We start from the raw sequence: 13,309 nt of genomic DNA, 5'->3' as shown, positions 1-13,309 counted from the left end.
TGGATATTGCTAACGTGCGCATTCCATCGGTACAAAGCGGATGATTCACAACCCTTCGTTCGGTCTTATGGATGAATGACCGATACTTTTTTGGTCATGATTCCATTTGCGGTACGCAATTGAAGGAAATAATTTCCTTGCGGCAAGTCTTGAATGTCGACTGAGGTTTCAAAAATCGTGTTATTGAATTCCGTGGAAGGTTGCCAAACCAGACGCCCGAGCGCATCGCTTAATTGCAATCCATTGGCATTGATCGCATTCACGCGAATATGAAGTTGGTCTGCGGCGGGATTTGGCCAAACTTCCAATGCGTTTTCGATTCCGTTGGCGTTAGTGAGTTCCACCACATTGGAGTGGAGGTATTGCCCGTTGGCGTCCACCTGCTTGAGCCGATACCAATGCTTTCCGCGTCCCGGATTCATATCGAAATACCGATAAGATGCCGGACTTTCTTGGCTGCCTATTGCATTGACGGATCCGATGGACACAAATTCTTCCGAAAGATCTGCTGTGCGCTCGATGTCAAAATAGGCGCTGTTGATTTCGGTTGCCGTGGTCCAAGTCAATACGTTTCTGTCATTTTCTGCATTGCCTTCAAGTGGACGCAAATAAGTGACTGGGAGTAGGCATGGAGATTGGAGAAAGGCAATCCAAGCTGCGTTTGCAACCGAATTGGCCAATCCCGGAGTCTCGCCATTGGAAGCAACAGTTCCGGAACCAAAGTTGGAAATGCTTCTGAAATCGTCGTTGGTGGTATTCAGAAATTCGAAGTACCTGGTGGTGCCGACAATGGGGAAAAACAAACCGTCGGGACCGCCATTGATGAGTGAAGGTGCATCTCCGTAACTGATTCCATGAAAATATGTGCCATCGGGTCTACGGCTTTGCGCAGCATCTCCGGTGTTGCGCAAACCTGCGTTGGTGCCGGCAAATCCGCTTGTGTAACAGGCTCCGATATAGGTTGCGTTGCCTGTGCACGAACCGCATGCGCCGAGTGGTAAGGGTATGTTGCCTCCTGCGCAAGGCGTGGTGCTTCCATCCAATGTAGCATGTGAAGTCGGCAGAATATAGACACCGTCGGCAGGGCTCGTATCATTGGGGTCATCGGCAGGCACTTTCGGATTTTTGACAGCTGGATCGTAAAGCACAATGATCGATCCAGTGGGAATAGCGGCCCAAACAGGATTCAAACCAAAGCGGTAATGGCCCGCCGCGATCCCGGTTCCCGCACAGGCACCGCAGGAGAAATCGCCGTTGTTGTCATCGATAATCCAGCCTCTAAGGTCAACTGGGCCACAGTTCAGATTGGTAGATGGTCCCACGACCACGAGCTCAAAGTATTCTTGCGCACCTGCCGGACCATTGGAAACTTCATTGACCACGAGTCCCTGGGCCGGAGCCAGAGCATATCCCGCGAGCAACGCAAAAACGGTGAAGAGACAGAGGCTGAAGAATTTACGTGGTTTCACCATGACATTTTGCTGGAACCCTTTGACATCCTGTATGAAGCTGAATTCCAATGCAAATTTCCACAATCCTCGCCTTAGTTTTTCCACGAAATCAACTTTTCGCAGAAATTAAACATTTGTTGATTTTTGACCATTTTTTGAGGCACATTACAGCGTTATTGGCCTAAATCGGCCCAATTCGGCATGCAATTCGTTCATATTTGGCGTTGCGATTCGGGATTTATTCACATTTTGCCTTGCTATTTGCCGCCGCCACCTGTAGCAAGTTGCATTTCCCTGCGTTGAAAAATCCATCCCAAGGTAAACCAGAGGTTGAATACCACAAATCCTACCCCCGAGCCGATCACCATAAACAAAAACCATTCGGTGTAAAGCTCAAAGTACACCGCATTCAGCAGGGCAATCACCACTGCAAGCCGGAAATACTCCGCAATCAACACCCATTTCCGGTTCTCCAAAATGGCCCCGCAGATCATCCCTGTCACGATAATGACCGTGAGGAATCCAAGTTTGTAAAACAGGGTAAGTTCCTGGAAGTGAATCATCAATTGAACCAATCCGACCATCATCAACGCAAACTGTGCTACCACGTAGGCGACGAATGATTTGGTATTGCTTGCGTTGTAGTGTACCAAGTCCTGTTTTTCAAGTGGAGCGGTGGATTGGTATCCGCCCATTTCCTTTGGTTTCCAACCTGGTCGCGCGAAAATCAGGCGGAATCTATCTGACCATTTACCAAAGGATTTCCCAAGATGAAAAAGATCTACATAGTAGTGTAGGTTTGCCCACATGGGATTCCAGCTTTTGAGCGGCGTCGTGATGCCATAGACAACTTCCTCTTCCTCAGCTTGGAAGGTGCCAAACATGCGGTCCCAGATGATCAATACGCCAGCATGGTTTTTGTCGATGTACTTTGGGTTACGGCCATGATGTACGCGATGGTGGGAGGGCGTATTAAAAATCCATTCGATCCATCGCGGCAATTTTCCGATCGATTTTGTATGAATCCAAAACTGATACAAGGTGTCTATTCCAGCCGCTGCGCCAAAGATGACCGGATCAAAACCCAGGATTGGCAAGGGCAGGAATACAAAAAATGCGAGGACGTTGTGAAACCACGACTGCCGCAAGGCAACGCTCAAATTGTATTCTTCGCTGCTGTGATGAACCATATGCGCTCCCCAAAACAGGTTGACTTCATGGCCCCAACGATGCGCCCAATAAAACAAAAAGTCAAAGGCAACGAGGCAAAGGAAAAACGACCAAAGTGTTTTGGGTTGCTGAAAAAGCGAAATGTGGTTAAACATCCAAACGTAGATTCCCAGGATTCCTGCCTTCCAAATCAGGTTAAAGGCTTGGTTTCCAATTCCGATCATCAGGTTGGATAGCGTGTCGTTGAGGCGATAAATGTGTTTGTCCTTGGCATAACCCCACAGTGCCTCCAGGCCCATCAAAAGCAAGAAAAAGGGGATGGCAAAAACAATCATCAAATGGCTATTCATCGCTCAGGAATCTAAAAAATAATATGAAAATTGAAATATCCCGTTTCAAAAGTATGAAATCAAAGGTTTGCTTACAAGCTGATTGTGAAAATCTTTGCCGGTTGGCAACATGTCTGACGCAGGCAAGGAATCATTGGAATTCTTGCACGTTCACGAATGAAAATTTTGCTAAATGACGGGCATTGGGTTAATTTTCCGTGTTTCGATTGATTGTTGTCCATGCGTCTGCGTTTTATTTTCCTTGGTCTAGGAATCTTGTTTTCTCTTACGGCAAAGGCAGATTTGCCGGAAAGGATTCCCGTGAGAATCGGGGATCGTTTTGGCTATTGTGATGCCCAAATGAAGGTGCTGATTCCCGCAAGTTTCCAGGACGCGATGCCTTTTGTCAATGGCCGGGCTGTCGTCCGACAAGGCAATCAATATGGTTTGATCAACACCGAGGGCAATTGGATCATTGCGCCTGAACAGGATCAAATTGTCACAGGGAGGCTTTTGCACCTCAGAAAAGGGAAGAAATTCGCTTTGGCAGACTATGAAGGTTGTCAACTGACGGAATACAATTTGGATGCTGTTTATGAACTGAAGAGTGGCTATTTCCTGTTGGACCAAGGTGGGAAAAAGGGGCTTGCCAACCCGGAGGGTTTGCTGATCATCCCTTGTAACTATGAGCAGGTGAGTCAGTTGCGTGATGATCAAGGGAATTTTACGGAGTTGTTTGCAGTTCGGGAAAATGGTCGGTTGGGACTCTACAATGTGTGCGGCGACCTTTGTATGCCAGCAATTTTTGAAAATGTCGGCGTTTTTCAAGATGGCTTTGCTGTGGTGGAGCGCGCCCGGCAATTTGGAATGATTGACGCCGAGGGCCATTTGCGCATCGCCTGCGAATTTGACCAATTGCAAGGTATGAGCGAAGGGCTTGTAGCGGCGAAAGTCAAGAATCGCTGGGGATTTATTGACGGTTTTGGCCATGAGGTGCTGCCATTTATCTACGAATCGGTTCAAGAGGGCGGATTTTTCCAAGGAAGGGTGTCCGTGAACCGCGCTGGAGCTTGGGTTTTAATGCAACGAAACGGCGAAGTTGATTTTTCATTGTCAGATGGCATTCAAGCGCCGGGCGCCATGGCAGAAGGCTTGATTCCCATTTGTCAGCTCGCCCCGGGCGGAGGTGTGCGTTTTGGCTATGCCAATGCGGAAGGCCAACTCCGAATTCAACTCCGTTTTGATCGTGCGGAACCCTTTCAAAAGGGATTTGCCATCGTCGGGAATAAGATGATGAGCAACAATTCGGTTGTGCGGGAAATGCGATTCGGGGTCATTGACCGTCGCGGGCATTGGATCGTGCCGCCGATGCTGCGCAATCAAACGGAAGCGCGTCTCAAAAGGGATTCCCTCGGAAATATCGGATTTACAACGCTTTCGCAACGGGGGAAACACTGTTTTGTGGATCAGAAGGGCAACCGCTTTGGCTGTGGAGCCGATTGGATCGGCAGTATTCAAAAGAATTGGGTCAGTACGAATTGTGAGCAAGGTGAATTGATTGCCGTCATGCGGGACAATCTCTGGGGATTTTGCGATCGCCGAGGAAAGCTTGCAATTCCATGCCAATATTCAGCCGTACATTGTTTTGCAGATGGCTTGGCGCGGGTTTGGAGTGCCACCAATCCCGCTGAATTTTTCTATATCGATGTGCGGGGCAAAGCCTTTGTCCTTCCTGCTTCCTGAAACAGGGATTCGACCTCATTTTCTCATGCATTTGTCGGATTCCAACCTTGAACATTCGAAACCGATCCTTACCTTTAGAATAGGTATGTGTTTCATTTATCGTTTCCAGCCCCCTTCGAATATGTTAAAGACGCCCTTTTTGAAGTACTTGCTCCTCACTTTCTTCATTTTTTCAGCGGAAATGGCCCTTGCCCAATGCTCCAATTCACAGATTGAAGTAGCGGTGACGATTGTGCCGGATCAATTTCCCACCGAAACGACTTGGGAGTTGCGTGATGGCAACAATACCCTGCTCGGCTCAGGCGTCAATGCTTTGGGCGATACGCTTTGCGTGGATACAGGCGCCTGCTTGCGGTTCACGATTTTTGACAGCTATGGCGATGGCATCTGTTGTTCGTTTGGCACGGGTTCCTATTCTGTGACCTACGGCGGCACGCAGGTGGCTTCTGGCGGAAACTTTTCATTCGAAGAATCGACCATGTTTGGCAACTGCGCTCCCGGATCTGACTGCTCCTTTGCGGATACTGTCACCACGGGAACCTATTCGGCAAGTCACCGGAATTTTTGGTATCTCTGGATTCCCGATTCGACCGGAACCTACGAAATCAGTACCTGCGGCAACAATTCCTGTAACACGGTGATTTGGGTGTACGACCACTGTGTCGGCTTGCAATGGGACAATACCAACCAAGGCACTGCCTATTACAACGACAACGATTGTGCGTTGCAGGCACGCGTCACGGGACATTTTGCCGGCGGCACACCTTATTGGATTAGAATCGGGGATCAAGGCAGCAATTGCACGGGTCCGATCAACTGGTCCCTGACCTATTTGGGCCCTGTCGTCGGTTGTACTGACCCCAATGCCTGCAATTACAATCCATTGGCGACCGTTTCTGATACATGCTACTATCCCGGAGATACGCTCTGCCCCGATGGTCCTGACTTGACCGTGATTCAATCCGCCATCGAAGGCTCCCTGCAACTCGACATTTTGACTCAGGTCGATCCTTGCTTGGTCAATGAAGGCTGCTTGACGGGTTATGGCACCCGTGATTTGATGCGTTTTACCACCCACATCAAAAACATTGGTACGCAGGATTATTACATCGGCGAACCCAATGCCAATCCGCAGATGTTTCAGTTTGACGTCTGTCACGGGCACTGGCATTTTGCGGGCTACGCTGAATATGTGTTGTATGATTCGCTCGCACAACCCCTGCCCATCGGGTTCAAAAATGGCTTCTGTGTGCTGGATTTGGAATGCTCCGGAGGTGGAACTGCCCAATATGGCTGCGGAAACATGGGGATTTCAACGGGTTGCGGAGATATCTATGATGCTGGCCTTCAATGCCAATGGATTGATATCACGACCGTTCCCAGCGGGCGGTACACGCTCGTGGTGCGCGTAAACTGGAATCAATTGCCCGACGCCTTGGGTCGTGTGGAAAAGGATTTTGACAATAACTGGGCCCAAGTTTGCTTCAACTTGGTCAAGGATCCGGTTCCTGGCGGGCACAACCATTCGTTTACCTTGGATCCGAATTGCCAACCGCTGGTGGATTGCAACGGCGTCGTATTTGGCGGAGCAGTTTTGGATTGTGCCGGCGTCTGCGACGGAACTGCGCTGCGTGGCGACGTCGACAACAATCAGGCTCAGCAAGTGTTGGACGGAACGACGTACGTGAATGATATCCTTTCCAATACGCCTGTGCTCACCAATTGCACGGACTTGAACGGTGACGGCGAAATTTCGGTTTTCGATGCCGCATTGATCAATGCCTGCGCATTGCGCGGTGACGGATTCCTGGTGACAGGCGGCGGCATCCATGACTATTGCAGCGATTTGCCCTCCAACGTGGTCAATATCAATGACAGCGTCAGCCTACGTCTGGGTGCGATCGACTACAACAACCGCACGGTGGACGTCGAAATCCTGAATCCCGATTGCCGCGTTGCCGCCTATCAGTTTGAAGTCAGTGGTTTGAATCTGGTTGCAGCTTCGAATCTCATTCCCAGCATCGAATATCCCAATACCGTCCAGGTCAATTCCAGCGGAACGGTCATTTCGCTGACGATGCAGGACAGTGCAATTGGAAAAAGCGTGGTTTGGCGCAACTTGTGTCGCTTGGAATTTGCCTCTGTCACGGGGGGACTCATCTGCATCGATCAAATTGTAGACGTCTTGAATAGCGAATACGAAGGTGTGATTTCGACCATTGACGGAAGCTGTATCACGTCGGTTGCAGTCGCTGACATCGCGGACGTTTACCATGTGCGCGTATTCCCCAATCCATTCTCCAAGCGTACCACCTTGGAATTTGACATGTTTGCCAAGGAGAAATTCACCTTGGAGATTCTGGATATGCAAGGCCGCGTCGTGCGTGACTACGGGCAAGTGCGCAGCAATAGCCTCGAAATCGAACGCGGCGACCTTGGCGCTGGCATCTACTTCTATCGCCTCAAAGGCAAAGCCGAACAGGTTGGGAAACTGGTGATTGAGTAGTTCAGGGTTCAGAGTTCAGGGTTCAGAGTACAGAGTACAGAGTACAGAGTACAGAGTACAGAGTACAGAGCGGCATTGTCATGCAGAACGAAGTGATGCATCTTCGGATCTGGTAGCAAAGGATATTTTTCAGTGTTGATTTTTTCTCCGTTTTCAGACTCATCGCTGCGCTCTGAGTGACAAGTAGGGCTGCGCTGAGTGACAAGTAGGGCTGCGCTGAGTGTCATAGGACTTACGCTCTGAGTGACAAGAATGACTTCCTTCTGAGTACATTGTTCGTGAGGAATTGTGCGCGGAAGCAACACCGGTCAATGAGGCAATCCCCATAAAACAAATTCGGCGAAGCGGTTCCCGAGGGAGGCTGCTTCGCCGAATGCTATTTTTTAGGCGGAACTTACTTTTTGACCAAATCGAGCAACATGGATTCTGTTGCAGGATCGCCTGGACGGCTGGCATTCATGTTCACAATTTCGCCGGCCTTATTCATGACCATGTAACGCGGGATGCTGGCAACTTGGAAGAAATTGCCAACGCCGTCTTGCCACTCAGCAGAGCTGAAGGCCTGTGTGCCTTCGAGTTGCATATCGGTAATGGCCTTGCGCCAAGGCTCCTCGGTGCGGTCAATCGATACGTAGAGGAAAACGATGTCTTTCATTGATTTTTCGTCGAGCTGCTTGGCCAAGCGCTCGTGCAGTGCCTTTGAATTGGGCATTTCTTTGCGACATGGGCCGCACCAGCTTGCCCAGAAGTCCACATAAACGACTTTGCCTTTGAAATCGCTCATTTTGACCGGCTTGCCGTTCAAGTCGACCATTTTCACAGGATATTTTTCGCCAGCCAATGCTTTGTCCGCTTCGCCTTTTTTGGCTTGATTGGCCTTCTCCGCATTTACTTTAGAGATCTGACGGTCCAGGTATTTCCCGTACACATCGCCCATGGTACCTTTTTTCACCAGGTCCTTCATTCGATCCACTGATCCTGGCGCCAAACCTGGAAGCAATTCCGCTGTGATGCGGGTTGTGTACCAGTTGAGGGCCTGACCGGTAAGGTTCTTGACCGCAACCGGATGCTTTTTGTTCAATGCGATGTTCGAGTCAGTGAACTTCTTGAACCCATTGTCTTTGGAAACCGTGTAGGTGATGTAGTAATAGGTAAACTCCCTGTATGCGAGGCTGTTCAGCGAAGCGACATTCTTGATAGCAGCGGCACTGAAACCCTTCTCAATCGTGCGTGGAAGCGGCTTCACCTCGAGAATTTTAGTATCTGCATTGGCACGCACAATCGGAAAAGCTGCGAGCCAACGATCATAGTTGTACTGAATTTGAGCCTTCATGTAGGCCACAAATGCCGGGCTGAAGGTGTTTCCTTTGACCTCAGCTTCCCAGAATGCCGTCTCCTGTTTGCGATATTCAAAGAGATTCAATTCCAAAACATCGATGGTGCTGTCGAGCAGCATCTTGTTCATGGAATCGGCCAAATAATGTTTGCCAAATAAGGTCTGGAAACGACCGAGGAAATTGCTTTCAGGCCCGGTTTTGCCGGAGCAAACGAGTTCTGTTTTGTTTTCTTTGGTGGTTCTGACATCGATGCGCAGGTCTGTACCCGGTTCGAGCCAAACCGGGAAAAGCGCACCATTGACGGAAAACTTGGCTTCCATCGGCGATTCGACTTTCAATTCGGTCGCAAACTTGCTGTCTTTTACAGGCATGGTGACCGATTGGTCATCGCCTAAAAAGAGGCTGTTGAGGCGCATCGTGGGCGTAGAGGTCGGCGAACGATCAACGCCACCTTCGATTTTGACGACCTTTTGCGAGAGCAAAAGGGTGGGAATCAAGACAAGAGCTGTCAGCAGAAACTTCCGCATTTTTTCTATGTTGATGAAATTCATTGCAATATAGTGATCCCAATGCAGATTGTCTTGGGAGCAATGCAAATTTGCAGAAGTCGCAGCAGATTGGGAAGGGCAGTTTGAAGGAAAAATGCTGGGAATTTGGGATGTAGGGTTTGAAACCGGAATTGAAGACTTATCTTTATTTTCAAGAAAAGGACGAAGACATGGACGATACCAACGGCGGGCAGAAGCCGTCAAGGATTGGAGGAGTGGATATTTACGATTGTCGCGAAATCGATGCGGCTGATTTGTCTGGCTATGAAAATGCGATTTGGGACTTGTTCAAGCGTAAATATGACTGCCTCATCGTGCGAGGGGCACTCGACGCAGAGACTTGTAAGTGTCTCGCAGAGGGAGCGACCAAACTGCCGACAACTGAGCGTTCAAGTGTAACCGGAGGATGGACCTTTCCTCCGATCTTTTACAAATTGGCGGAAGAGGTTGCAAATTGCGGCGCCGGGCAGCGCAAACAGGTACTTGGCGCCTATTTTGAGCGTTGCGCCCAACTTGCAAATGAATATTCCAACCTTCTTTCCGTTGATATCAGAGGGCTGACCCATAAATGGCTTCGTGCGCTCGCAGGTGGATGTAACGTCGAGATTCCCAAAGGATTAGGATCCAAAGGCGAATATGCTGGTATGACCTTGCGTTCGTTTTTTGGTGGTGGTCAAGGACAAATTACTTTGCAATGCGGGAACTATCTTCAAACCGTTCACCAACATTTTTATGAGCACCTCGAAGGTCAAGTCGATGTCTTTGATCAGTTGAGTTTTTTCTTTTTCATTCAAGCACCGCAAGCAGGAGGGGAGGTTTGCCTGTTTGATTTGGAATGGGAAGAAGGGCAAACAAAATCATCACTTTCCGAAAATGTCCATGTCATGTTGCCGGAAATTTCATTCCATACGGCCTCTGCCGATCTTGCGCAAATTCTGAATCCTGAAGTAGGCGATCTCGTAATTTTTGCCGCCGGACAAATTTGGCACCGTGTGGAGCCGGTTTTGGGCGAGCGGGAACGCATTACCCTTGGCGGATTTGCAGCCTATTCCTACGACAAAAAGACTGTGTACCACTGGTCGTGACCTTCAATCATCCTTGCTATGGAATTGCTTGTTTTGCTCGCTTGCACAGTCTCCACCGGAATGGTTTGGGGGGCTTTTTACCTTGTCAATGGTCCGCGACTCAAGGCGCAACGCAAATTGGACCTCGCTGCAAAGGATTCAAACAGCACGCCCAAACCAAATGCGGCAGCGCATGCACAAGCAGTTGGCGAATTTTACGATGAGACGACAGATGCCTTTCTCAAGGTTTATGGCGATGTCATTCAAGCGTTTAGAACCCGAGATTTGAGCAATTTGCTGGGCTACCAAGCGAATGTCATGCAGCTTAAGCCCGGCATGAAGATTTTGGATGCCGGCTGTGGCGTTTGCGGGCCCGCAATGTTTTTTGCCAAGAACCATGACGTGACCGTTGATGCGATCACCGCATCCTCCGTCCAACAAAAGGAGGCAAGCCAACGGATTATCGCCGCAGGACTGGAAGGGAAAATCCGTGTGCAACAAGGCGATTACCATCAATTGTCCGCCTATTTTCCCTCAGGCGAATACGATGTCGTCTACTTTCTTGAGTCTTTTGGCCATTCCGCAGACAAGGTTGCAGCGATCGCCTCTGCTTGGGAAATGCTCAAGCCGGGAGGAATGCTCTACATCAAGGATCTGTTTATCAAGGAACCTGCCATCGCAAGCCACGCCGAAGAGATCAAGAAAAACGTCGAGCGCATCAACGAAGCCTATCGCTACCATGTCGGGGATTTGAACGAGGTGCTGACTGCGGTACGCAAAAAGGGTTATATTCTATCGGCGCTGAAGACCATCGACATACCCCTGGAAGACTTTGAAAACCTGACAATTTCCAACGATTTCCAAGAATTGACGGGCATTCATCGCATCGACAACCTCCAAGAATACCTTTTCCCCGTCGATTTCTTCGAATTGATCTGCATCAAACCTTGGCATGATTTGAGCATTGGCAACAGCCGATATTTCCTGCAGAACCTTTATTATTTGAAGGTTCACGGGAAAATCAGAAGCAGAGCTTTGAATGGTGACGCGTTGGCCTCCGGCCAAAAGCGCACCCTGCCCCAGCCTCCGGCTCTGAAAACAACTCAAACCCCAACGGCCTTCTTCCCGAAAAGCCGTTCCCAAAAGCCTAATTTGGGTTTTCCAGCATGGTACCTGTCAAACCATTCGGCCGTAAACTCAAATTGTTGGAACGGCTTTTCAATCGACAACGGCGCACCTGAAGGCGGCTTGAATGCCGTTTGATCCCGCACATTTTCAAATTCGTAGATGAATTCGTCGTGCGGATGGTAGACCTCGAGCTGACTTTCGGCGTCTTTTTGAAAGTAAATATGCAGCGGCACCTGTTCGGGCAACACCGACATCGCGACGACGACACGTGGACTGTCCGTCTGATTGGGGGGAGATCCGTGAATTACGCGGTGATAAAAAATCAAGGCATTACCCGCTTTCATCGCCATCGGCTCCATAAATGGACGAATATGGCTTTCCAGATGGTACATCCGCGGAAAAAGATAGCCGGGACCGCGGACATGGTTCGGGAATTTATGGCTGCCCTTCACAATCCACAATGCGCCATTGCTTTCGTCCACGTCATGGAGTGGAATCCACATATTAAAGGCGCGATGCTTTGTTTCGTCGACGACATTCCAGTCCTGATGGATCGGAAAGGTGGTGTCGGCACCCTTGCGCTTGACAATGAACACAGGGCTCAAAAGCCTGAAATTCTGGTACAAGCGCCGTGAAGCCGCACCGAGAATCTGCTTCAACCCTTCGCGGATTTCATCTTTATAAGGTCGGTCGCTGCACCAAATGGTCATGTGGATGCCGTCGCGCATCTGCGGCGCCATTCCGTCTGGATGTCGGCTGTAGTAAAATTCCCGCAGTTCCGCGAGTTCATCCGGCTCCAAAAAAGGAACCACAACACATCCATCCTTGTCCAGTTGGGACTGAAATTCTTGTCGTTGGAAGAGATTTTCCATGAATCCTTAGCCAAAAATGCGTTTCAGCCATCCACCACCGTTGTTGGAGGGCGCCGATGCGGGGCGGAATTCTGAACTTCTTCCACCGGCTTGGGCTTCACCAAAGGTGCAAGTGGTTCGCGTTCAACGCCATCGGGTTCCGGCATCGGGTTGCAACCCAAGCGGTCGTCGCGGCCAACGAGGTCAAGCGGCTGCAAACCAGCGGCTTCCGCCTTTGCGACAAATTCCTCCGGCGTCCAAAGTGGAACGGTGAATTCTACCTCCCGGATTTTTTCGCCTGCAATCGGTCTGCTGCGGCAGTCGTGCATGAAGCGTGGATACTTCAAGATAAAATCGTCGGCTTGCCGGTAAATTTCAACCGGCGCTTCAGGGCTTTCTTGATACGATATCTGGAATTCGGCAGCTTCTGGAAACAATCCAGCGACGGCCACGATTCGATTTTTTTCAGAGCGATTAGGCAAGGAGGCGTGGAATGTGCGTTGGTCAAAAATGATCGCTTCCCCTGCCTTCATGTACACAGGCTCCAAATAGCGTTTCACAGTGCCATGAATTTTGTCAAAAGGAAATGCAAAGGAAATGCCGCGGTAAGGATAGCCCATCTTGTGGCTGCGGCGCACCAAACACATCGCACCGTCCTCAGGACCAATGTCATAGAGTGGAATCCAGACACTCAAGGAGGAAAATTTGAATTCGTCCAATCCTGTGGTGTCTTGATGAATCACAAATCCGCTTTTGGGACCGGGAACTTTGACAATGAAACCGTGAAGCACCGTTTTATAAGAATGGAAAAATGCCTCCAAGTAAGGTTTCATTACCGCACCGACCTCTTTGTCAATGCGTTCGCGGTATTCCAAGTTTTGAGAATACAGCGAATAAAACATGCCACCTTCCTCATTGGCGATGGCATGCTCACGGGCATAAATCTCCCGTAGGGCGGTCAATGCTTCGGAATTCAAAAAGGACCTGACAGCAAATCCTTCAGAAGCGATTTCGGCCGTCAGTTCGGCATCGCGCACAATCATGGGCGGCAAAGGCTGCCAATTGGCAATCTCGGCTGACAAAGTATAGGTGTTTTCCGCAATCATCATTCCGAAAAATACGAAGTTTGGTGCAGACTGCAAGGAGTTTTGTGCGCGTTTCGGCATTCTTGGTTGGGGTGTC

Annotated in this window: 8 protein-coding genes; 4 read left to right on the top strand and 4 right to left on the bottom strand. The window is 49.6% G+C overall.

All coding sequences use genetic code 11. The annotated features are described in order from the left end of the window. Positions 1-65: 65 nt before the first annotated feature. Both IPN95_32015 and IPN95_32010 read right to left on the bottom strand, forming a co-directional pair. On the bottom strand, positions 66-1,556 hold the full coding sequence (locus IPN95_32015) for a T9SS type A sorting domain-containing protein (protein MBK9453941.1): 1,491 nt from the start codon (positions 1,554-1,556) through the stop codon (positions 66-68). A gap of 152 nt (positions 1,557-1,708) precedes the next feature. Beyond that, the gene (locus IPN95_32010; protein ID MBK9453940.1) at positions 1,709-2,971 is read right to left on the bottom strand and encodes a sterol desaturase family protein; all 1,263 of its coding nucleotides are present in this window, start codon (positions 2,969-2,971) and stop codon (positions 1,709-1,711) included. A 219-nt stretch (positions 2,972-3,190) separates the two neighbouring features. Between IPN95_32010 and IPN95_32005 the strand changes: the two genes are divergently transcribed. Together IPN95_32005 and IPN95_32000 are read left to right on the top strand one after the other, a co-directional pair. Beyond that, the gene (locus IPN95_32005) at positions 3,191-4,693 is read left to right on the top strand and encodes a WG repeat-containing protein (protein ID MBK9453939.1); all 1,503 of its coding nucleotides are present in this window, start codon (positions 3,191-3,193) and stop codon (positions 4,691-4,693) included. 121 nt (positions 4,694-4,814) lie between these two features. Further along, positions 4,815-7,199: a T9SS type A sorting domain-containing protein gene (locus IPN95_32000; protein ID MBK9453938.1), complete on the top strand. Its 2,385-nt coding sequence runs from the start codon at positions 4,815-4,817 to the stop codon at positions 7,197-7,199. Positions 7,200-7,593: 394 nt separating this feature from the next. Here IPN95_32000 and IPN95_31995 read toward each other — a convergent pair whose 3' ends face one another. Next, positions 7,594-9,063, bottom strand: coding sequence for a TlpA family protein disulfide reductase (locus tag IPN95_31995; protein MBK9453937.1), 1,470 nt, complete (start codon positions 9,061-9,063; stop codon positions 7,594-7,596). A 152-nt stretch (positions 9,064-9,215) separates the two neighbouring features. On the opposite strand from IPN95_31995, the gene IPN95_31990 reads away from it, so the two are divergent. Continuing rightward, positions 9,216-10,169, top strand: a complete 954-nt coding sequence (locus IPN95_31990; GenBank protein MBK9453936.1) for a hypothetical protein — start codon at positions 9,216-9,218, stop codon at positions 10,167-10,169. Positions 10,170-10,187: 18 nt separating this feature from the next. Next, a complete protein-coding gene (locus IPN95_31985; GenBank protein ID MBK9453935.1) occupies positions 10,188-11,411 on the top strand; it encodes a class I SAM-dependent methyltransferase in 1,224 nt (407 codons plus the stop codon). 760 nt (positions 11,412-12,171) lie between these two features. Here IPN95_31985 and IPN95_31980 read toward each other — a convergent pair. Then, on the bottom strand, positions 12,172-13,236 hold the full coding sequence (locus IPN95_31980) for a phytanoyl-CoA dioxygenase family protein (protein MBK9453934.1): 1,065 nt from the start codon (positions 13,234-13,236) through the stop codon (positions 12,172-12,174). Between the last annotated feature and the right edge of the window lie 73 nt (positions 13,237-13,309).

This window comes from Bacteroidota bacterium (assembly GCA_016718825.1).
Taxonomy (GTDB): domain Bacteria; phylum Bacteroidota; class Bacteroidia; order J057; family JADKCL01; genus JADKCL01.
Note: the sequence above shows the minus strand (reverse complement) of the source record. Positions and strands in the feature narration are given on the sequence as shown.